Source organism: Vibrio sp. CUB2, from assembly GCF_001557945.1.
GTDB classification, from domain to species: domain Bacteria; phylum Pseudomonadota; class Gammaproteobacteria; order Enterobacterales; family Vibrionaceae; genus Vibrio; species Vibrio owensii.
Genome location: NZ_LNRB01000002.1, coordinates 61,008 through 83,401 on the forward strand (window position 1 = coordinate 61,008; position 22,394 = coordinate 83,401).

Sequence of the window (22,394 nt, forward strand, 5' to 3'; positions counted from 1 at the left end):
CTCTTTTTGTTTTTCATCTATAACTGATGGGCAGGAAGAGTTTTATCTTCATAGGCATCGGCGAAGCCATGGTTACGGTCACGGTGCCCCGCTTCATCCTCTCGAATCCGCAAAATCACATCTCTTAGCATCGCATCGGCAGGCAGCTTGTAGTAATCGATCGCCAGAGTCGGAGCTGGTACGTTCTCCACTTCCCCGCTATCAATTTTCTCTAGGTACTCGGTGTAGCTATTACACGCTTCTTCTTCGAAGTAACCCACTACACGGTGCGAGATTTTAGAAGACAGCAGATAGATGAAGCTGTACACAACAATGAAAACCCCTTGTCCCAACAACACCAATAAACGCTCAACCAAACTTGGCTTAGCAATGTCGAGGAAAATCATTAGGTGCATGCGCTCGTTTTCGGCCTCATCAAGGAGTTCTCGGATCCAACCTTCATCGTCTTTCATTCGACGTAGCGCTTTGAGGTGACTGAACATCCCAGCCACCATACCTGGCACAGCAGCGATCGTTTCGAGAATCACAGCGCGCTTCGCGTATTTCTTGCCATAAAAGATGTTCAGAGTGAATTTCAGCAACTTGGTAATACGCAGTGCAATGTACTCCGATAACTTAGAGGCTTTTTTATGTGTGAGCTTGAAGTCTGACATAGGAGAACTCCTTTATCTTTAAAGTTGCATTTAAAATACAACTTTAAACTTTATTACTCAACTATTTTTTAAGATATAAACTTTTTATGTAAGAACTTCGATTAAGATCAGATCGAACAGGCATAAAAAAAGCCGGATAACTATCCGGCTTTTTGGCGTACTTTACTTCGCTGAGTCATCCACTCGCGATGGACTTACTTCAATCAGTTTTGCTCTTCTCGTTTGAACACCAAGTCAGTTGGTGTCGACTCTTCTTCAACGAAGTAGTAACCCGCAACATCAAACTTAGTGAGGTCAGCAACGCTTTCGATACGGTTTTCGATGATGTAGCGAGCCATCATGCCGCGCGCTTTCTTCGCGTAGAAGCTGATCACCTTGTATTGGCCATTCTTACAATCTTTGAAGATTGGTGTGATCACTTGTGCATCCAAGTTCTTTGGCTTCACCGCTTTGAAGTATTCGTTCGATGCTAGGTTGATCAGTACGTTGTCGCCTTGCGCAGCAATCGCTTCATTCAGCTTATCGGTAATGACATTACCCCAGAACTGGTAAAGGTTAGTGCCCTTGTCGTTTGCTAGCTTAGTGCCCATCTCAAGACGGTATGGCTGCATCAAATCAAGCGGCTTAAGCAGACCGTAAAGGCCAGATAGCATTCGTAGATGATCTTGCGCGTAATCGAAATCGGCATCTGAAAGAGTTTCCGCTTCAAGACCAGTATACACATCACCTTTAAACGCAAGAATCGCTTGGCGCGCGTTGTCGGTAGTGAAGGTTTCACTCCACTCTTGGAAACGACCAACGTTCAAATCAGCGATTTTGTCGCTCACTTTCATCAGTGATGAAACATCGGCAGGTGTTAATTTACGGCATACCTCGATCAGCTCTTTTGAATAGCTAACCAAGTCTGGTTGAGTAAACTTCTCGGTTGCAAGTGGAGACTCGTAATCAAGCGTTTTAGCTGGAGAAACGACGATAAGCATGACTTTAACTTCCCTAATTTTGTTTTCCATTAGGGTACAAAAAAAGCCATGCATTGTCTGCATGGCTTTTTGAATCGTGTTGATAGCTTTCAACGATGATTGGCCATCACTTAGCTATCTTTCTTGTTGTTGTCCCAGATACCTTCCTCTAGCTGAGATTTCAGCTCAGGGAAATCATTCGGATCAAACGTTGGTACTTTGCCTTCACTTAACTGACGGTTGTAGTCTTTCGCCAGTTTAATCACGATGCCAGATAGCAAAATGATTGCTACCAAGTTCACAATCGCCATCAGACCCATAGAGACGTCAGCAAGTGACCAAACCACAGGTAGAGAAGCTAGCGCACCAAACATAACCATACCTAGTACAACGATACGGAAGATACCTAGGCCCGCTTTGTGGTTGTGCTCTAGGAAGATTAGGTTTGTTTCAGCATACGAGTAGTTAGCAATGATTGAGGTGAATGCGAAGAAGAAGATCGCAACCGCAACAAAGATGCCGCCCCAATCACCCACTTGCGAGCTCAATGCACGCTGAGTTAGCTCAATACCCGTAACTTCTGTTGCTTGACCCACGTACTCACCTGACATCAGGATGATAGCAACTGTCGCCGAACAGATAACGATCGTATCCATGAACACGCCTAGCATCTGTACATAACCTTGAGATGCTGGGTGTGGTGGGTAAGGCGTTGCTGATGCTGCCGCGTTTGGCGCAGAACCCATACCCGCTTCATTCGAGAATAGACCACGTTTGATGCCGTTGATCATCGCTTGTGCGATGGCATAGCCAAGACCACCAGCAGCTGCTTCTTGCAGGCCGAATGCGCTCTTGAAGATAAGCATTAGAACGTCTGGTAGTTTCTCTAAGTTAGAAAGCATCACGAACATCGCAAGAACGAGGTAAGCCAGAGCCATTACCGGAACAACCAACTCAGCAACTTTCGCGATACGCTTAATACCACCAAAGATAACGACAGCGGACAAAGCAACAACTGCGATACCTACGTAAAGGTCATCCCAACCAAATGCGTTGCTCATTGCATTCGCGATAGAGTTTGCTTGAACGGCGTTAAATACCAAACCAAAAGCGATGATTAGGAAAATTGAGAACAACACGCCCATCCAGCGCATGCCCAAGCCTTTTTCCATGTAGTAAGCAGGACCACCGCGGTAGTTGCCATCATCATCTTTGGTTTTGTATAGCTGCGCCAGTGTGCTTTCTGCAAACGACGTCGCCATACCAAGCATCGCAATCAACCACATCCAGAAGATTGCACCAGGGCCACCCGCAGTCAGTGCAACTGCAACACCCGCCATGTTACCCGTACCAACACGTGCAGCAAGACTAGTACAAAGCGCTTGGAAAGAAGAGATACCAGCTTTGTCTGCTTTACGACTGTTCTTTAGAACAGAGAACATGTGGCCGAAATGGCGGAATTGAATGAATCCCAATCGAACGGTGAAGTAGATTCCTACACCAACAAGAAGATAAACAAGAATCGAGCCCCAAAGGAGGTCGTTCATCAAATTGATTAAGTCTGTCATGTGTACCTCAAAGTGAGTTGCGCCGGTCTTTGCTTCCGAGCCATCCACCAGATTGCATGCTAAGTGTCAAAGTCTGCTTAGCTTTTTGAATAATGTTTATTGCGCAATCTAGAATCGTAAACGTCGCTTCATGCATCCATTTTACGTACCAGCGTATTTTTTGACGGGCGGATAATGCAGCCTCAACAAGCAAAAATCAATATGCAACCAGTAAAATAACCTTGTTATTTTTCACTATAAAGTCACCAAAAGTTAACATAAAAGGAAAACTTAACGCTCACAAACAGCAACATCTTGTTTATCAAAACTCAACATAAAAAGCACTAACACCGTTAACAAAATGACATACCATTTATTTTTGATGAGGCTAGTAATCACAAGGTATCTGATAAAAATTTCCTGTGTTGGTTTGTTACCATTGGATACATTTTCATCAAAGCGATGCTATGCAACCTTAGTATTCAAAAATTGAGTAAAATAAGCCGTTCGAATTAACATACCAAATCTCTTCATTTAATCGTTTTCGTGAGATCGTTCGCTTATTTTTTGTGCATTTTCAACGCATGCAAAATGTGATTCTGTAAGTATTTTTGCACGAAAATGTCATGTTACCGACACAAATGCGAAATATATCATGGTTATCCTCACGCCTATTGTGGTACTAAAAAAGCTCCACAAGGACTGGTTACAACAGTTTAGATAGAAAAAGGTAAAGGTGGCTTATGGAAGGCTTTCAACTCGACGACCTGTTTGGTCTGGATACTACCTCAACAAGCAAATCTCGCGCGAAACCAGTGAAGCGTAAGTGGCGAGAAATTGAAGAAATGAACGATAGACGCAACTTGCTCAAGGAGCTGCGTGAACTGGACGTCTGTCACGACATCACTCTGGATGACATCAAACTATAATTTGCGCAAAAGGCACCTCAATGGTGCCTTTTGTCTTTTATAGATACAGCAAAATTGGGTGACTTTTATGCGAGTTTCATAAGCATGTCACCCATTCTTACCTATTGAGAATTTCCCTCTGTTTTCACTCATATTTGTAACGAAGTAATTTCCAAACAATTCTCACCAAATAAGAAAGCGGCAAAATAAACCACACAAACGCAATCGTTTACTTTGCCATTTTTCTGGTTTAGACGAACTCAACATCGTTTTGATGCACTCGAGCGGCAAGTTGTTTATATCGATCCGCGATGGTGTTACCAAAGACTGGGTCATCTTCATTCTCATGCCACAAGCTTTCAACGTATTGCCAATCTTGGGAAGTAAATAACTCTTCAATCAAAGGTAAAACCTGGCGCTCTTCCAACTCAAGGTGGCGTTTTTGCGTCACAATAAAGTCTTCTAGCTGGTTTATGAACATTTCTTGAGGGACAACCGCATCCTGCAAGATCATCTCTATCAACAGTGAGAACTCTTTGGTTTTGCTCGCCAGCACTTGGTGTTCTAACTCCAAGTCTTCCATGGTCTTTTGCTGACCATAGTGTTCGAGGAAATAGTGATAGAGGATATCTTCTTTAGGGTGGTGAATTTTTTCAGAATGGTTAGAGAGGTAATCCACGATCTCACTCACCAACGCATAGTTGATGGCGCGTTCTTGTTTAATCTCATTTAATTTGTGGCGCAATATCGCCAGCAGACGGACCATATAGCCGTGTTCGCGTCGAATTCTTTCGATCATCATAGCGTCTCTCCTTAACACCTACTTTTTATAAGTGTATATGAGAAACCCAATACCTGACTCGACGGTGTTCAAAAAAACAGCGATCGTCTTCCCACGATCGCTGTACTGATTTATTTCTCTATATATAAGAAGGAAATTGAGATTTACACCGTCATAGGTAAATGCCAATTGATGGCTTCTTTACCTTGCTGAAGCAGAATCTGATTCGCTTGTGAGAATGGCTTACTACCAAAGAATCCACGATGTGCCGATAACGGCGATGGATGTGGCGCTGCCAAGACATGGTGTTTATTGCGATCGATAAAACGACCTTTCTTCTGCGCATGTGAGCCCCACAGCAGGAACACCACACCTTCTTGATGCTGGTTAATGGCTTCAATAACGCGGTCAGTAAAGGTTTCCCAGCCAGTTTTCGAATGTGAGTGTGCTTTGCCCTGCTCTACTGTTAGCACGGTATTGAGTAGCAACACACCTTGTTCAGCCCAGCTTTGTAGAAAGCCATGTTGAGGAATTTGGAAACCCTCAATATCCTGCGCCAGTTCTTTGTACATATTCACCAAAGATGGTGGCGTTTTAATACTAGGCAGCACAGAGAAACACAAACCATGCGCTTGATTAGGACCGTGGTAAGGGTCTTGCCCCAGAATCACTACTTTAACGTTTTTGAACTCGGTAAAACGAAACGCATTAAATACGTCTTTCGCTGGCGGATAAATGGCTTTGCCTGCCGCTCGTTCTGCTTCAACAAAATTCAAAGTATCGACAAAGTAGCTCTGCTCTTTCTCTTCGCCGATCACATCGTGCCAAGTGGGTAACTGATTCATGGAAAGTTCCTGTCCTAATGTTTCCCTCTATTCTAACGAGCGAAACTCAAACAAACAAAAACTTACCACCAGCTTGAGACGGCTTCTCAAAAACTGATGAACAGACAATCCGTATTGACCTTGCTGGTTTGGCTAAACCCAAAGTAACCAATACTAATAATGATGACGCTAATTACGCTGCGGCGTTCGAAAGTGTCCTTGTCCTGATATATGGCGGTTTGGAGTAGGTAAACGTAATACTCGTCGAGAGTGTGTCGCTGGGATAAAAGAAACTGGTCGAGACATATTGTCATCCTCCTAACTAGCTTCGCCTAACTACAACGTTGAGTTCAGGCGTTTAAAACAAGCGCATAACCGCTCAATGGTTTTAGCTAAGAAAGAAGGATGCCAACTTTGCCATCCCGTTAGGAATTAACCATTTCTTCCATGTGGAATTGGCGTAAGGTGTTGATTTCTTGCTGCCAAATATCTGGGTCAATTGTTTCTAAAATCAGAGGGATACCATCAAAACGTGGATCTTTAGCGATGTACTCAAAACAGTTCCAGCCAATCTCGCCTTTGCCTAATGAGTGGTGACGGTCAACCTTGCTAGCGAATTCGACTTTTGAATCATTTAGATGCATTGCTCTTAAATAGTGCATGCCTACGATACGATCGAACTCAGCAAAGGTATGCTCACAATCCTCTTTAGTACGCAGATCGTAACCTGCGGTAAACGTGTGGCAAGTATCGAGGCACACACCAACACGTTCTTTGTCTTCCACTTGATCGATGATTTCAGCCAAATGCTCAAACTTCCAGCCTAAGTTAGTGCCTTGTCCTGCCGTGTTCTCAATCACAGCGATCACATTCGGCACTGCTTTGTGCGCGAGGTTGATCGACTCGGCGATCGTCGCCAAACACTCCTGTTCCGACACTTTCTTTAAGTGGCTACCAGGGTGGAAGTTGAGCAAGGTTAAACCTAATTGGTTACAACGCTCCATCTCATCAATAAATGCCGCGCGGGATTTATTCAGCTTTTCTTCTTCTGGAGCGCCCAAGTTAATCAGATAAGAGTCATGGGGAAGAATGTGTTCGGCGCCGAAACCAAGCATTTTGCAGTTTGCTTTGAACGCACTAATAGTTTTTTCTTCGAGTGGTTTTGCAACCCATTGACGTTGGTTCTTAGTAAACAGAGCAAACGCATTCGCACCAATTTCACGAGCACGAAGAGGCGCTTGATCAACCCCTCCAGCCGCAGATACGTGAGCACCAATAAATTTGTTTCCAAACTTGTTTTTCATGTTTGTCATTTAATCACTTTAGACTTTCAGTATGGCTACCTAAATACAGGCAGTTGCGTAAACAAGGTTAAGTTTTGAACTCATTTTGTAGTAAATTTACAACAAAATTAACTTTTAAATATTTTTTATATTATCAAATAAATTGTAAATAGTATGTTTTCAAACGTTTTATTGATTTAACTCAAGAAAATCACCTTCAAAAAATTAAGGTTTTTGGTTGTTTTTTGACTTAAACCAATATTAAAATAATGGATATTGGCTATATAATACTTAGCTCGACAAAAATTCGAAAATTAACACCAATAATCACCACGTAAGTGGTCTAGGAGATAGTGATGATCCAAGGTATCCAAATTACTAAAGCAGCTAACGACGAACTACTAAACTCAATCTGGCTACTAGATAGCGAGAAGAACGAAGCGCGTTGTGTTGCAGCAGCATCAACTTACGAAGCTGACCAAGTTATCGCAATCAGCGACCTAGGTGAATACGAAAGCCGTGAAGTAGCAATCGAAACTGCTCCTCGCATCGAAGGTGGTCAACACCTAAACGTGAACGTTCTTAAGCGTGAAACTCTAGAAGACGCAGTTGCACACCCAGAGAACTACCCACAGCTAACTATCCGTGTTTCTGGTTACGCAGTACGTTTCAACTCGCTAACTCCAGAACAGCAACGTGACGTAATCGCTCGTACTTTTACTGAGTCTCTATAATCTCTCAGTAAGCTAGCTTGCTAGAATTTAAAAAGCTTGGTCAGCAATGACCAAGCTTTTTTTGTTTCTGGATCCTTCTAAACCCTTCCGACAGTAGAAGCAACTCGCCTCTAAGGTGCATTTCTTTGCGAAGGATCTTTCTGAAACGCTTGTGCTAGGGAGGTTGGATCAAGCCTATCTCTTTGCAGTGACGCCCCTTCTGCCCACCAAATCAGTTGATGCAGGGTGCGATTCATATAGCTATCCCACTGCGCCTGCTCCGACTCATCCGCAACAACACCGTGCTCATCAAACACCTCTTGTGCTTTCGGAATATGGATCATTGCCGACACGGGTAAGCATCCCAACTCGGATAAGAAAGTGCGCATCGACACTGCAGCACGAGCGCCACCCCATTGCCCGGCAGAGTAGGTCACGATAGCACTTGGCTTATAGGAAAACAGCGAACTGCCAAAATGGTTAAGCATGTTTGCCAAGGCAGGACTCATCGAATGGTTGTATTCCGGGCTAACCATCACATACCCATCGGCATGTTTGATTTTGTCTGCCAGCTCACTTAGGTGCTCCGGCACTTTAGAGCGGTGATATGCAAACTCGGGCTTAAACACATCGCCAAAGTCATAGTCCAATGGATCAATGATTTCGACAGTATGTTGCGAATGCTGACTCACGATGAGTTTTTCACACGCTCTACTGACTCGCATTCCTAAACGGGCTGGTCGTGGTGGCGTGCTGTCTCTCACTGAACCAAGAAAAATCAAAAAATGCATGCTTCTCTTTCCATCTCATTTAGTTAACTTCGTTTCTCAATCATAAAGAGAGTTAAAACTTATCGGCAATAAAAAAGGTGAATGATTGCTCATTCACCTCTCGTTATTTGTGTTTTTGCTACTGACTGTACTTTTGAAGCTTACTGCACGCGGCGCAGTACTTGCTTCAGTGCGTCAAAGTCAGCGTCGAGATCTTCCGAAAGCAGTTCCATCGCAGCGTGCTTCGCTAGTGGCGCAGGAAGGTCGATGTCTGATTCTAGAATATCATCCACCACTTCTTTGAACTTCGCAGGGTGAGCAGTACATAGGAAAAGACCTGTCTCACCGTCTTGCAATTGTTCTTCAAGCACGCGGTAAGCAATCGCACCGTGCGGTTCACACAGGTAACCCATGCTGTATAGATCTTTTACTGACTGTGCGCTTTGCTCATCAGATACTGCACCTTTACCTAGCGTCTCCAAGCCCCACTCTTTCACGCGGCACAGCTCTTCAATACGAGGCCAGTTGTTTGGTTGGCTCACGTCCATCGCGTTCGATGTTGTTGCGACTGTTGGTTTTGGCTCCCACTTACCTGTTTCTAGGTAGCGTGGAACCGTGTCATTGGCATTAGTTGCAGCGATAAAGCGTTTGATAGGCAGGCCCAGCGCTTTTGCCAGTAGACCAGCAGTTAGGTTACCAAAGTTACCACTTGGTACTGATACCACTAGGTTTTCACGCTCTTGTTTGCTCATTTGCGCAGCTGCTTCAAAGTAGTAACAGATTTGCGCCATCAAACGGCTGATGTTGATTGAGTTCGCAGAGTTCAGACCGATCTCTTCACGCAGTGCAGAATCATCAAAAGCTTGTTTAACCAGTGCCTGACACGCATCGAAGTCACCATCGATCGCAACAGTGTGAATGTTTTTACCAAGCGTACAGAATAGCTTCTCTTGCAGTGGGCTGATTTTGCCTTTCGGGTAAAGAATCACAACGTTGATGTCTTCCATACCGTAGAAAGCATGCGCAACGGCTGCGCCAGTATCGCCAGAAGTTGCAGTCAGAATAGTGATCTTGCCGCCGTCCGAAACCGCAGCAAGAGATTGCGCCATAAAGCGCCCACCAAAGTCTTTAAACGCAAGCGTTGGACCATGGAACAGCTCCAGTGCGTAAACACCGTCTTTTACTTGGTTAATAGGCGCAGGGAATTGGAACGCAGCATCAACAAGAGCATTCACTTGCTCTTCTGCAAGTTCATCGCCAATTAACGCCGATAGAATCTTAGTGCTACGAGAGACAAAGTCTTCTGCAAGCAGCGCATCGATATCTTCAAATTTTGGTAATTCCGATGGGAAAAATAGGCCTTGATTGCGACCTAACCCTTGGCGAACGGCTTGGCCAAAGGAAACTTGTTCATCATTTTCTTTTATATTGTAAAGCTTCATAGCTCACTTCCTGTTACTTTCGAACCCTGCTTATCTAGACGACAAACGTGGACGAATCCTTCTTCGTTTTGTACGTAGTTCTGTTCTAACCAGCGAGCAACTCGCTCAGCGACATCTTTCTCTTTGCAAATACTGAACAGTGTCGGCCCACTGCCAGAAATACCGGTAGCCAATGCACCCGCAGACGCTGCGTATTGACGTGCATTCGCAAAACCCGGAAGCAGTTTCTCACGATACGGTTCTGCGATCACGTCTTTGATCATTTTTGCAGCAAGTTCTGGCTGACCAGAATGACACGCATGAATAAAGCCTGCAAGGTGGCGACCATGAGCAATGATATCTTGTCGACGGTATTGAGATGGTAGGATCTCACGCGCTTCTGCTGTGGATACTTTGATACCCGGATACGCCATCACCCAGAACCAATCATCAAAGCAAGGCACTTCTTGGCTGATGATACCCAACTCTTCCAGCATCAACTGCACACCGCCAAGGTAACATGGTGCGACGTTGTCGTAGTGAATACCACCAGAGATCTTGCCTTCCATTTCTCCCATCAGTGCCAGTAACTCTGTCTCGTTAAGTGGCTGTCCATGGAATCGGTTCAATGCATCTAATGCCGCAACGATAGAACATGCGCTTGAGCCTAAACCAGAGCCAATTGGCATGTTCTTTTCTAGCGTCATCTCAAGTGGTTTTAGCTCGACACCTTTTTTGTCTAGCTCACGAGCAAACACCACCCAACAATCGTAAACGATGTTCTCTTTCGGCTCGGTTGGCAGCTTCTCAACAAAGTCACCCGCCGTCTTTAGACTGAACGGCTCAGCCCCAGACTTAACCAACACTCGGTCTCCCAAAAGAGTGCCATCAACTGGGGACACCGCCGCCCCCAGAACGTCGAAACCAACGCTTACATTACCAATTGACGCAGGAGCATAAACCACTACATCCATATCACTTGAACTCATTGTTGTTATACCCCTAGCTTCCAACCTAAAGTACGCATCACATCCGAGAATACGCCAGCAGCCGTAACCTCTGTACCCGCACCGTAACCACGCAATACCAGTGGAATTGGTTGGTAGTAGCGGCTGTAGAATGCCAGTGCGTTTTCACCGTCTTTAATCTTAAACATCGGGTCGTTTTCATCGACTGCAGCAATGCTTACTGTGCATTTACCATCGACAATTTCACCGACGTAGCGCAGTACTTTGCCTTCTTCCGCGGCTTTCGCTGACAACTCTTTAAAGTACGCATCCGCTTCTGGCAGGCGTTCCATAAACTCATCAACGCTGCCTGAATCATCAAAGCCTGGTGGCAGAGCTTGATCAACCACAACGTCTTCAAGTTCTAGAGACATGCCTGCTTCACGAGCAAGGATCAGAAGCTTACGCGCCACATCCATACCCGATAGATCGTCACGCGGATCCGGTTCCGTAAAGCCGTTTAGTTTCGCGATGTTTGTCGCTTCACTCAGACTCATGCCTTCATCTAACTTACCGAAGATGTATGACAGAGAGCCAGAAAGGATGCCGCTAAAGCGCTCTAGTTCATCACCCGCTGAAATTAGGTTTTGTAGGTTTTCGATAACTGGTAGACCTGCGCCTACGGTTGTTTCGTACATCAATTTACGACGAGAGCTGCGCGCTACATCGCGAAGTTGATGGTAGTAAGCCATGCTGGCTGTGTTTGCTTTCTTGTTTGGTGTTACGACGTGGAAGCCTGCAGCTAGGAAGTCAGCGTATTGATTCGCAATGCTCTCACTTGAAGTACAGTCAACTAACACTGGGTTAATGATGTGATTACGTTGCACCAGTGAAATCAGACGCGGTAGGCTGAATTCTTCAGTTGAAGCAGACATACGGTCACGCCAATGCTCTAGTGGCAGACCTTCACTATCAAGCAGAAGACCTTTGCTGTTTGCCAAGCCACACACGCGGATCACGATGCCTTTCTCTGCAAGCTTCGCTTGTTGACGCTCGATCTGATCCACCAGCTCACCACCAACGCCGCCAATACCAACCACGAAGACATCTAGGAAGTGCTTAGAGTTGAATAGGTTCTCGTGACACGCTTTGATTGCTTCAGAGATTTTGTCTTCAGGAATCACAGCTGAGATAGCACGCTCAGATGAGCCTTGAGCAATAGCGACAATGTTTACGTTCACTTCAGCAAGAGATGAGAAGAAGCGAGATGCAACACCACGAGAGGTACGCATACCATCACCCACTAGCGTCACGATAGAAACATCATCAATAAAATCGACAGGTTCAAGAAGGCCATCTTTCAGTTCCAACTCAAATGCGTCCGCTAACACTTGCTGCGCTTTTGCCTTGTCTTGAGCTTCGATACAGAAACTGATGCTGTATTCAGAAGAAGACTGAGTGATAAGTACAATAGATACGCCCGCTGATGACATTGCACCGAATACTCGGCTTGCCATGCCAACCATGCCCTTCATACCAGGACCAGACACGTTAACCATTGTCAGGTCGTTTAGTGTCGTGATGCCTTTGATGGCTAGGTTATCTTCGCCTGTATCTTGACCAATCAGCGTGCCCGCACCTTGTGGGTTAAAGCTGTTTTTGATCAGGCATGGGATATGGAATTGTGCGATTGGGGCGATGGTTTTCGGGTGCAGAACGGAAGCACCGAAGTAAGAAAGTTCCATCGCTTCTTGGTAGCTAAGAGATTTAAGCAGACGAGCATCTTCGACTAAACGAGGGTCACAGTTGTACACACCATCTACGTCTGTCCAGATCTCACAGCAATCTGCGCGCAGACACGCCGCAAGAACCGCCGCTGAGTAGTCTGAACCATTACGACCTAGTGTAACTAGTTCACCTTTCTCGTTACCGGCAGTAAAACCAGGCATGATGTTCACATGACCTTGAGGAAGAGGATTCTGGCGGAAGTTCTGAGTAGAAACTTCAACATCGACCATGGCTTCTAGGTGATCGCCTTTTGCGTAGAGGTATTCAACTGGGTCGATAAGATGCGCAGGTTGGCCTTTTGCTTCAAGCACCGCCTTCATCAATTGAATCGAAACGCGTTCGCCTTTGCTGATGATGCGTGCATTGACGTTATTTGGGCACATGCCAAGAAGGTTAATGCCATGAACGAACTGGCGTAGTTGAGAAAGCGACGTTTTAACTTGATTGTCAAACGCTGCGCCATCAATGTTTGGCAACACTGCTTGAATATCACCAAACAGAGCTTTAAAAGAAGCTTCTAGCTCATTGATTTGCAGCTCAGCTTCACCATTACGGAGTGCGCCTTCAATCACCGCAACCAGCTTATTGGTCGTTTTACCTGGTGCAGAAAGTACGACTGCGACTTCTTCTTGTTGCGCATTATTGGCGATGATATCCGCCGCTCTCAAAAAGCGATCTGCATCTGCTAATGATGAACCGCCAAACTTTAATACTCGCATCCCTTCCTCCGATGTATCTTCTTAGATCTGTCTAAATTCTGTATAAAAAAGCATAAAAAAAGGCCTGTATCTTGTTGGATACAGGCCTTTTTTGTGAATTTCTTTCGCTCAGCAGCCTGCCCCAACATTGGTCGTGTCGGTAATAATAATGGTTGTGGTCATTACTAGTTGGCTGTGAGATGTCATAAATAAATATTCAACGATAATTATGTGTTTGCTTAACTCTACGTTTACCGAGTTTCGTAAACAGAGTCAACAAAAAATTGTTTATTTTCCGGCCTTGTAGAGATTTATGCTACGCAATGTCATTGATATTTCAATGTAATTACAATGATTTACCAAGATGGCACTAGAAATGACTTTTTTCTACAACCAACTCATCTAACTTAAAACCGAGCCTTCTAACCATCTTTCATCTAATCCTCTACGCTGCACGTAAGATCAAAGTGTCGATCTTTACTGATGCTAATTAACAAACACTTAACTGTGATCAATGTTCCTAGGATCGAATTAAAAGGAAAATAAGTGAGCTAGCTTTCATATTCTATGCTTTAATAGTGAGAAGCTTTTAGCACATACTAATAACAAAGTTAGACACAAGGAGTGGTCAACATGAAAAAATGGATTTTTCTGTTACTGTTCGCCGTGCCTAGCGTTTGTCTAGCGACTGATCTTCCGCCTCTTCCGAGCAAAACATCTTCGTCTCCACACAAACTTTTCATCTCTAGTGAAAATTACCAAGCCGACAGTTTTGATGTTTGGAATATCGATGGCGGCTACGCATACGAGTTGTTTGATTCCGTTGATCTTTATGTGGGTGCTCGCGTTAATAACTCACCTACTCAAAACCAAAGTGGTCTTCTTAGTGGTATCAGCTACCACTTTAATGATCGTGTAACGGTGAAGAGTACGGTTCGTTCTTATAAAGGCGAAACAACAGAAGGCATCCGAGAAGAAGAAAGCAGCCTTGCTGCAGAAGTCTCTAGCCGCGTAAAAATCACTGAAAATCTAGATCTTCACGCCACACTCGACTATCAAGATTGGCAACAAGGCTTCGAAGTTGGATTAGGTTTCCGCTTCTAGAAATCCAACGCCTCTTTCGAGATCAACACCCCATTCCAATCCGCATACACGTAATGCTTAGGCTGGACGATCTGGTTCTGCATTGTCAGGGTGACATTGACTTCACCCACATCGCGTTTCTCCGTTTTAAACGGACAAGTCCCTAACGCTTGAACACCAATATCCATTTGTGACATCTGCGCCACATCACGAATTGCGCCGTAAACAATGATGCCTTCCCAGCCATTTTCAATCCCTAGAATTGCCAGTTGGTCGCCAAGCAGCGCTTTTTGGCAGGAGCCGTGGCCATCCACTATCAACACTTTTCCGGTGCCGTCTTCGCTGAGAACTTCGCGCACTTTTGAATTATCGTGGTAGCAGCGCACAGTCACAATTTCGCCATGGAAAGCGGTACGTTGACCGAAGTTCTGCAACGGTAAATTTAGCAAGGTGACTTGGTCTTCAAACTGGTCACAAATGTCTGGTGTTATGTCTCTCATAGTTCCTCCGTGAATTGTCCCACTCAAGCTGTTGCTCAAGTGAGTAATATCCTTCTTATACGAGCCGCAGTGTTATCGCTCCTAGCTTGTGCATCACCTCTGGGTTAGCACAAGCAATCAGGTAAAGTTCGTCATCAATGACGTAATAGATGGCATTTTGCTGGTACTGATTCGCCAATGCTATCGCTGCTTTTGGAGTGAGCTCCGCTGCGTAACTCTCCTCAAACCATTCAAAAGCTTGATCGCCTACCGTGACAGGCACGTATTTAACGTGGTTTAATTGTTTTTCGAGCTTATGATTACTTATGCAATTCTCTTCTTTTGACCGTAAATTACTGTAAGGGTTCCAAGCAGTTATCACTGCGTAGCTGGTAACCTTCCATTCGGCATGAAAACGGAAGAAAGATTCTGAATAAGCATTCCATAACGATGCGTCTATGTTCGTATTACTTTTTTCTATCATAACTCTTAAACGATTAATAACAGTTACATTTCATCAATTGATGTAAATCAACAAAGTGAATGGAATTAACATTTGAGCATTGTTAGCATGCTGTTAACAATATAAAATCCGCTCCATATCTTAGGGTGTTTACGTTTCAGGCCCCGTAAATAAAGGGAATCGAAAGGTAAACAAGCCCTATAGAATAAACGTCGCCATCGGATACTGGTGAGTTGGCAAAATTCCAAGGAAGGCGGATAACTGAAAGAAGTGTTTTTTTGATCAACTTGATTTATTATCAAAATCACATTACCTGTATGTTATATTTTTGCCTAGAATTTATTCTATTAGCACAATTTTGTCACAAATTTAGGTACCGCCAATGCAAACCCCGCAGATTCTTATCGTAGAAGATGAGCAAGTAACTCGTAACACTCTTAAGAGTATTTTTGAAGCAGAGGGATACGCTGTTTTTGAAGCCAGTGACGGTGAAGAGATGCACCAAGTGTTGTCTGAAAATTCAATCAACTTGGTAATTATGGACATTAATCTTCCAGGCAAGAATGGTCTTCTTCTAGCACGTGAACTTCGCGAACAGGCGAACATCGCTCTGATGTTCCTAACTGGTCGTGACAATGAAGTAGACAAGATCCTAGGTCTTGAAATCGGTGCTGATGACTACATCACTAAACCATTCAACCCACGTGAATTGACTATCCGTGCTCGTAACCTGCTAAGCCGCTCTATGAGCACTAACGCAGTACAAGAAGAGAAACGCTCGGTAGAAAAATACGAATTCAACGGTTGGGTTCTAGACATCAACAGCCGCTCTCTAGTGAGCCCAGCTGGTGATAGCTACAAACTACCTCGCTCTGAGTTCCGTGCACTGCTGCACTTCTGTGAGAACCCAGGCAAGATTCAAACTCGTGCTGATCTTCTTAAGAAGATGACTGGCCGTGAGCTTAAGCCACACGACCGTACTGTAGACGTAACGATTCGTCGTATTCGTAAGCACTTTGAATCTGTATCAGGTACACCTGAAATCATCGCGACAATTCACGGTGAAGGTTACCGCTTCTGTGGCGATCTAGAAGACTAATCCGCCTCAGCATAAACAATAAGGGCTTGCTCTATGAGCAAGCCCTTTTTCTATCTGCCGTTTAGCGGTGTTAGTAAACTTTGTCGATCTTAATGCCTTTCTCGACTAACCAACCTTTCTTGCCTGCATCATCGAGCAGCAGTGCTAAATCAACGCGCTTTTCCATATCCGCTTCAATTTGCCATACGAATGCCACTTCCCACTGATTCTCACTGTGCGTGCGCAGCTCTAGCAAGTCTCCATCGATTTCCCATTCAGAGTCACCCTGCTTAACGATAAGCGAATCAACGGTCAAGTTTGCTGGAAGTTCTTTATCGGCCTTCAAGTACAATGCGCCATGCACATTCTGCGCTTGAACTTCACCAATGGTCGGCATCAGATTTACCCATAAGTTGCTTTTCAACTCAACATTCATCTTGTTCATGGTGATTTGACTGTCTTCTTGCCAATCCACTTGAGGAGCAGAACTACAACCTGCCAGTAGTGCAATTGCCAATGCTGCCGATGCAAATTTCTTCATGTTATTTCCTCTGTTCCAACCAACTTTTTAATACTTGTATATCGTTTTGATACTCGTTTTTAATTTCTTCTACCCAATCTGATATGTTCTCCCACCATGCGGGCATATCTGGAGACTGCGCTTTCTGTGCAACGCTCTGAATGTGTTTAAGACCAATTGAGCCTGCGGCACCTTTGATTTTGTGCGCTTCAGAGACAATGCCATCTTGATCTTTGGCCGTCATATTTGAATCAAGCACTTCAATATAATCTGGCATCATGTCTTCAAACATCTTGATGCTATCGTAAACAGGCTTCACTCCAACGATATCCACGTAAGATTCGAGCATATCTAAATCGAGCAAATGCGTATTGAGCACAGGTGATGGCGTTGGGGCAACTTCTTCAATTACCTCAGGTTCAGCAACCACTTCCTGCTCACTCTCAATACGTTCAACAAAGAACTTATCAATCACGGCTTGCATTGCTTGAACCGCAAGTGGCTTGCTGATGGCATCGTCCATGCCGTTATCTAGGTACTCACGGCGATCTTTCATCACATTCGCAGTGAGTGCCACCAACGGCGGTAAGTTGTCGTAGTGTTCACGATAGTACTTAGCTACATCGAAGCCCGTCATGTCTGGCAATTGGATGTCTAGCAGTGCTAAGTCATATTCATCAGGCACAAAGTTCACGAGTGCTTCTTCACCGGTCATTGCTACGGTAACGGTGTGACCTAAGCTCTCAAGTAAGGACTTAGCAACAGTCACGTTAAGTTCGATGTCTTCGACCATAAAGATGTTGAGGTGCACTTTATCGCGCTTAGCATCGATAATTGGCTCTTCTAACTCAACGATAGGTACATGAATCGATACAGTAAAGGTACTACCAAAGCCTTCTTCACTTGCTACCGTAATGTCGCCATCCATCATATTGATCAGTTGCTTAGATACCGCTAAACCAATGCCTGTACCAACCGCATGTAAGTTGTCTTTGCCTGATTTCACTTGGTAGTACATCGCAAAGATCTTATCGAGCTCTTCGTCTGGAATACCAATACCGGTGTCTTCCACTTCCATAATGATGGTCGCGTAATCTTCTTCAACATCGGCGCTCACCGTCATCACCACACCACCTTCTTTGGTGAACTTCATGGCGTTGCTGACAAGGTTCCAAATGACCTGACGCAGACGTGTAGCATCTACTTCAATCGCTTTAGGCAATGAACTTAAACGCTCTAGGTCAAAGCGCAGGCCTTTTTGCTCTGCCATCAATGCTGAGATGCTTTCGATCTCAGCGACGAAGTCTTCAAAGTTCAATGGCGCAGGCAGCAGTTCCAATTTACGACGGTCGAATTTGTCCATATCGATGATGTCGTTGAAGATGTTGCCCAAAGTAATGGCACTGACGTTGATGGTTTGCATGTGCTTGCGCTGCTCGTCCGTCAGTTGGCTATCAAGCAACATACGGCTCAGACCAACGATGCCGTTTAATGGCGTACGAAGCTCATGACTGATTGTAGAAATAAATGTGGTTTTATCTCGGCTGGCTTTTTCTAGAGACTCTTCATGGCGTTTACGCTCAGTGATATCACGACCGAAGCCAACTAGACCAAGGTGGCGGCCATCTTTGCTGTAAAACGGCACCTTACGCAGTTCAAAGTAATGTTTACGTCCATCTGGGTATTCGAGCCATTGCTCGTAAGTAATCGCTTGATTGTCAGCAAAGACTTTTTGGTCGGTATCGACGATGTGTTCAGCCACTTCTTTGCTGTAGACATCCCACGGGCTTAACCCCACCAATTGATGTTCTTTTTTACCGGTTAGCTCTTCCATCGCACGGTTACAGCCAGAGAAAACACCATCGGCATTGCGGTAGTAAATAAGGTCTGGAGAGGCATCAATAAAAGAACGCAACAGCGCCGTACGCTCGGCAAGCTCAAGCTGAGTGCGTTCACGTTGGAACACCTCATTCTCGAGATCTTGCATCGCTTCTTCGCGAGCTTCTTCCGCTTTAATACGCTCTTCAATCTCTTGGTTGAGCTTTTCAATGTTCTGCTGCAGTTGAAAGTTCAACTCTTGGTCACGCGAGCGCATGTCTTTCAGTTTGGAGACAAGCTTCGTCAACCTTTGACGTGACTCTTCCAGTTGATCGACAACCACTGATAAGAAGTAAACGGCCCACGGCGTGATGAGAAGACCAAAGAATACCGAACGAACGATATCGATGTCATCGACATTACCTTTGAGCGCGAGGGTAATACCCACTTGCACCACGACAGCTAAGGCGACCAGCGCAAGTGCCAGTAATATCGAGAAACGGACAATCCCCAGCTTAACCAAAAGGTCAACGTAATACTGGGCGAGATTTTTCATGGGCTTCATTCACTACTCCATGGAACAAGCTAGATACCGAGCCCTGATGATTGGAAAAGTAAAACCGCAAAGAAACGGAGTCTCTACGGTTTAAATGTTTGAAATACACACAGATGAAATAGCGATGCTTCAGGGCTCTTCAACGCCTCATACTATGTAGTTGCAGTTTAGCGTGTTTAATACGGTGATTTAAACCGCCTGCTCTCAACTTAGAGCAAGCGGTCACAAAGCGTTAGTAAGAACTTGGGTGAAGATGGGTTCGATCTCGACCATCTGCCTTCGCTTGATAAAGCGCGCTGTCGGCCATGGCGACACCCATTTCAGGTTCATCACCGTGATGAGGGACATAAGAAACGAAGCCAATACTGACCGTCAGTCGATTTGAAACACTCGAACAACCATGCTCAATTGCCAGCTCGTGAATTTGCTCGTGAATACGCTGGGCGACTTTATGTGCCCCCTCAGTGGTTGTATTTGGCAGGATAAATGCAAACTCTTCTCCGCCGTATCGAGCCACACAATCGGAGGAACGACTCACCACTTGTTGGAATACCGCAGCCACTTTGACGAGGGCTTCATCACCTTGTTGGTGACCATAACAGTCGTTGTAATCTTTGAAGAAATCGATATCACACAACATGATTGTCAGTGGTAACTTCTCACGAATGTGGTGATACCAAAGGGTATGAAGCTGCTCATCAAAACGACGACGGTTGGCCACTTTGGTAAGACTGTCAGAGAAGCTCAGTTTCTCTAGCTCGAGGTTCGCCTCTTCGAGCTTCTGCTCAGCAAGATAACGCTCTGAGATATCACGAGCCATGATCAGCACACCATTAGTGCCGGACGCTTTATCTTTGAATGGCGATTTCACCACATCAAACCATGTGTAGTAGCCATCACTGCTGCTCACTTTATCGATGTAGCGTATAGGCTGAGTTTGCTTCAAGGCTTGTAAATCACTTGCTTCTAAGCGGATGTAGATATCTTCAGGAATAACGTCTTGTAGGCGCTTACCAATAAGGTCGCTCACATCAGGAATCCCGAGTGCATTAACGAATGGTTTATTACAAGCTTGATAAACCATGTTCTCATTGAAGATACCAATGGAATCAGGACTGGCGTCTAGAATCGTTTGTAAGATCGTATCACGCTGAGCCAACGCTACTTCGGTGTCTTTGCGACGCTCCATTTCATCACGAAGGTTTTGTTGCATCTTGTGCCATTCCGTCACGTCATGGCTGATGGATAGCGTGCCGATCATCTCACCAGCTTGCGAAACCAACGAGCTTTGGTTCACTTCAAGCAAACAACTTCGGCCCTGAGGATCGGTTGTCCAACGGCGTTCACTTTTACGAGTCGCGATTGGGCGCGCTTTAGACGTACACGCCTCTTCTCTGCGTCCTTCCCAAAACAGATCAAATGCGCGGTTAGTCGTTAATACTTTACCTTGTTGATCTTGCAAACAGATCAATTCAGACAGAGAGTCGATAGCAGAACGAGCGATACTAAGTTGTTCAAGCTCTTGTTGTTGTTCAGTATGAGTCACTTGATGTGGCTGAGCATACACAATCCAAACTCGGTGACCGCGAAGCAAACTCTTTCGACCCGACAACTCAACTTTGATGCTCTCTGTCTCGGACAATCGCCAGCCGAACAATTGCTGACGGAAGTGTCGACTAGAAAAGCTATCAAGTAGTGTTACCAGTTCTTCAGTATGAAAGGAAGCAGGATAAAGAAAGCCAGAACCTAATGAACGAATGCCAAGTAATTGCATGGCTGAGTCATTAGAAAGCAATAACTGTCCGTGACTAGCATCGATCACTAGTACGGGATAAGGAGAGTCAGTAACCAGCTGTTTCAAGCCGGACTGGAAGCGTATATAGATCAGCGTGACGGCGATTACGCATACCACAGAGAGCAGGACCACAAATCCGTAGTCGCCCTGCCCATCCCAGAGCCAATTGAGTAACTGATCCATTTTTCCGACCTTTAAAGCAAATCGGAAGAAATATAACAGTTATTAATCGATCATTCCGCTTTTAATTCTGGCTTGCTATAGATGAAAGCATCGCCGGTTAAGCTACCTTGTGCGCCATCTTTATCTAATGCACGACCAATTTCAGTCATCGCCAACCAGCGGTTCTCACACCATAATGGCGATAATAAGGTTGGACGACGCGCAGCAGAAGAAACACGGTGGTAGATCACCTCTTTTGGTGTCATGCGGATCAATTCACTGGCAGTTGCGACGTAAGTTTCTAACTCTGGCGCTTCTAACCTTCCGGCACGCCATGCTTTTGCCATGGTGCTACCTTCGACAATGTGCAAACCGTGCAGCTTAATGCCATCGGTGCCAACTTCGAGTACTTTACGCATCGTTTCAATGTTGTCGTCGCGAGTTTCTTTCGGCAAACCAACGATCAGATGGGTACAAACTTTAATACCCAAAGCACGAGCGCGTTTGGTGATTTCTGCATAGCACTCAAAATCATGACCACGGTTGATACGCTTGAGGGTGTCATTGTTGGCAGTTTGAAGACCGAGCTCTAGCCAAATCTCATAGCCTTGATTCACATAGTCAGACAGTAAATCCAATACTGCATCAGGAACGCAATCTGGACGAGTACCCACACAAAGGCCAACAATGTCTGCAGCCTTCAGAGCTTCCTCGTACATGTTTTTGAGGACTTGTACTTCTGCATAGGTACTGGTGTACGCCTGAAAATATGCCAGATATTTCTTCGCTCGATGGATCTCTCCCGCGCGATCTTTCAGTTGATCGTGGATGCTTTTGATCTGCACTTCTTCGTCAGCAAACGAAGCTACATTACAGAATGTACAACCACCTCGGCCAATCGTGCCGTCGCGGTTTGGGCAGCTAAAGCCACCATGTAAAGTCAGCTTATGGACTTTTTCGCCGTAACGACGCTGAAGGTCTTGGCCTAATGTGTTGACCAACTCATGTAACTGCATAGATTCTCACCAATAGTAAACCGTAATAAATCTCACTACGACTAATGTAACTAAATTACATCCCTGCAAGAAAAAACAAATAATTCTAGTCAATTCAAACAAACAGGTAGCGGTGTGAAATCAATAAAACTG

General features: G+C 45.0%; 20 protein-coding genes and 1 other annotated feature. Of the genes, 4 read left to right on the forward strand and 16 right to left on the reverse strand.

What is annotated here, in order from left to right:
• Nucleotides 1-17: 17 nt before the first annotated feature.
• The 3 genes from ATB78_RS02640 to ATB78_RS02650 all read right to left on the reverse strand — a co-directional run bounded on the left by ATB78_RS02640 (nt 18) and on the right by ATB78_RS02650 (nt 3,180).
• On the reverse strand, nt 18-653 hold the full coding sequence (locus ATB78_RS02640; protein ID WP_061007745.1) for an alternative oxidase: 636 nt from the start codon (nt 651-653) through the stop codon (nt 18-20).
• 203 nt (nt 654-856) lie between these two features.
• The gene (yaaA, locus tag ATB78_RS02645; RefSeq protein ID WP_009707704.1) at nt 857-1,633 is read right to left on the reverse strand and encodes a peroxide stress protein YaaA; all 777 of its coding nucleotides are present in this window, start codon (nt 1,631-1,633) and stop codon (nt 857-859) included.
• Between the two features lie 110 nt (nt 1,634-1,743).
• Complete coding sequence (locus tag ATB78_RS02650; RefSeq protein WP_009707705.1) at nt 1,744-3,180, reverse strand: sodium:alanine symporter family protein; 1,437 nt, start codon at nt 3,178-3,180, stop codon at nt 1,744-1,746.
• 722 nt (nt 3,181-3,902) lie between these two features.
• Between ATB78_RS02650 and ATB78_RS02655 the strand changes: the two genes are divergently transcribed.
• Nucleotides 3,903-4,088 (forward strand): DUF3545 family protein, encoded by a 186-nt coding sequence (locus tag ATB78_RS02655; RefSeq protein ID WP_009707706.1) that lies wholly within the window; start codon nt 3,903-3,905, stop codon nt 4,086-4,088.
• A gap of 229 nt (nt 4,089-4,317) precedes the next feature.
• On the opposite strand, the gene ATB78_RS02660 is transcribed toward ATB78_RS02655, so the two are convergent.
• The 3 genes from ATB78_RS02660 to nfo all read right to left on the reverse strand — a co-directional run bounded on the left by ATB78_RS02660 (nt 4,318) and on the right by nfo (nt 6,985).
• On the reverse strand, nt 4,318-4,869 hold the full coding sequence (locus tag ATB78_RS02660) for a hemerythrin domain-containing protein (RefSeq protein ID WP_041057741.1): 552 nt from the start codon (nt 4,867-4,869) through the stop codon (nt 4,318-4,320).
• Between the two features lie 143 nt (nt 4,870-5,012).
• The gene (ung, locus tag ATB78_RS02665) at nt 5,013-5,693 is read right to left on the reverse strand and encodes a uracil-DNA glycosylase (protein ID WP_061007746.1); all 681 of its coding nucleotides are present in this window, start codon (nt 5,691-5,693) and stop codon (nt 5,013-5,015) included.
• A gap of 404 nt (nt 5,694-6,097) precedes the next feature.
• A complete protein-coding gene (gene nfo, locus ATB78_RS02675; protein ID WP_061007748.1) occupies nt 6,098-6,985 on the reverse strand; it encodes a deoxyribonuclease IV in 888 nt (295 codons plus the stop codon).
• Between the two features lie 326 nt (nt 6,986-7,311).
• Here nfo and grcA point away from each other — a divergent pair, with 326 nt between their 5' ends.
• On the forward strand, nt 7,312-7,689 hold the full coding sequence (gene grcA, locus ATB78_RS02680) for an autonomous glycyl radical cofactor GrcA (protein ID WP_005434930.1): 378 nt from the start codon (nt 7,312-7,314) through the stop codon (nt 7,687-7,689).
• A gap of 110 nt (nt 7,690-7,799) precedes the next feature.
• Here the strand turns inward: grcA and ATB78_RS02685 are convergent, their stop codons facing one another.
• The 4 genes from ATB78_RS02685 to thrA form a co-directional block, all read right to left on the reverse strand.
• Entirely contained in the window at nt 7,800-8,459 is a 660-nt protein-coding gene (locus ATB78_RS02685) for an NAD(P)H-dependent oxidoreductase (RefSeq protein ID WP_041057733.1), read from the reverse strand.
• A 140-nt stretch (nt 8,460-8,599) separates the two neighbouring features.
• Complete coding sequence (gene thrC, locus ATB78_RS02690; RefSeq protein WP_061007749.1) at nt 8,600-9,880, reverse strand: threonine synthase; 1,281 nt, start codon at nt 9,878-9,880, stop codon at nt 8,600-8,602.
• The gene (gene thrB, locus ATB78_RS02695) at nt 9,877-10,833 is read right to left on the reverse strand and encodes a homoserine kinase (RefSeq protein WP_005447861.1); all 957 of its coding nucleotides are present in this window, start codon (nt 10,831-10,833) and stop codon (nt 9,877-9,879) included. Before thrB ends, thrC begins: the two co-directional genes overlap by 4 nt.
• A 20-nt stretch (nt 10,834-10,853) precedes the next feature.
• Nucleotides 10,854-13,313, reverse strand: coding sequence for a bifunctional aspartate kinase/homoserine dehydrogenase I (gene thrA / locus ATB78_RS02700; RefSeq protein WP_061007750.1), 2,460 nt, complete (start codon nt 13,311-13,313; stop codon nt 10,854-10,856).
• 53 nt (nt 13,314-13,366) lie between these two features.
• Nucleotides 13,367-13,486: a sequence feature (Thr leader region), on the reverse strand.
• Between the two features lie 439 nt (nt 13,487-13,925).
• Between thrA and ATB78_RS02705 the strand changes: the two genes are divergently transcribed.
• Nucleotides 13,926-14,396 carry a hypothetical protein gene (locus ATB78_RS02705; RefSeq protein ID WP_061007751.1) on the forward strand — a complete coding sequence of 157 codons (471 nt, stop codon included), beginning with the start codon at nt 13,926-13,928 and terminating at the stop codon, nt 14,394-14,396.
• Here the strand turns inward: ATB78_RS02705 and ATB78_RS02710 are convergent.
• Entirely contained in the window at nt 14,393-14,875 is a 483-nt protein-coding gene (locus ATB78_RS02710) for a putative 4-hydroxy-4-methyl-2-oxoglutarate aldolase (protein WP_005436195.1), read from the reverse strand. The two genes, ATB78_RS02705 and ATB78_RS02710, sit on opposite strands and share 4 nt — an antisense overlap.
• A gap of 55 nt (nt 14,876-14,930) precedes the next feature.
• Nucleotides 14,931-15,338, reverse strand: coding sequence for a DUF3293 domain-containing protein (locus tag ATB78_RS02715; RefSeq protein ID WP_033005269.1), 408 nt, complete (start codon nt 15,336-15,338; stop codon nt 14,931-14,933).
• Nucleotides 15,339-15,699: 361 nt separating this feature from the next.
• Between ATB78_RS02715 and arcA the strand changes: the two genes are divergently transcribed.
• Entirely contained in the window at nt 15,700-16,416 is a 717-nt protein-coding gene (arcA, locus tag ATB78_RS02720) for a two-component system response regulator ArcA (protein ID WP_005436194.1), read from the forward strand.
• A 70-nt stretch (nt 16,417-16,486) separates the two neighbouring features.
• Here arcA and ATB78_RS02725 read toward each other — a convergent pair whose 3' ends face one another.
• The 4 genes from ATB78_RS02725 to ATB78_RS02740 form a co-directional block, all read right to left on the reverse strand.
• Nucleotides 16,487-16,936: a hypothetical protein gene (locus tag ATB78_RS02725; protein ID WP_061007752.1), complete on the reverse strand. Its 450-nt coding sequence runs from the start codon at nt 16,934-16,936 to the stop codon at nt 16,487-16,489.
• A gap of 1 nt (nt 16,937) precedes the next feature.
• Nucleotides 16,938-19,298 (reverse strand): aerobic respiration two-component sensor histidine kinase ArcB, encoded by a 2,361-nt coding sequence (arcB, locus tag ATB78_RS02730; protein ID WP_005436192.1) that lies wholly within the window; start codon nt 19,296-19,298, stop codon nt 16,938-16,940.
• 223 nt (nt 19,299-19,521) lie between these two features.
• Complete coding sequence (locus ATB78_RS02735; RefSeq protein ID WP_061007753.1) at nt 19,522-21,267, reverse strand: diguanylate cyclase; 1,746 nt, start codon at nt 21,265-21,267, stop codon at nt 19,522-19,524.
• A gap of 50 nt (nt 21,268-21,317) precedes the next feature.
• A complete protein-coding gene (locus tag ATB78_RS02740) occupies nt 21,318-22,262 on the reverse strand; it encodes a TIGR01212 family radical SAM protein (protein WP_005436190.1) in 945 nt (314 codons plus the stop codon).
• Nucleotides 22,263-22,394: the final 132 nt, after the last annotated feature.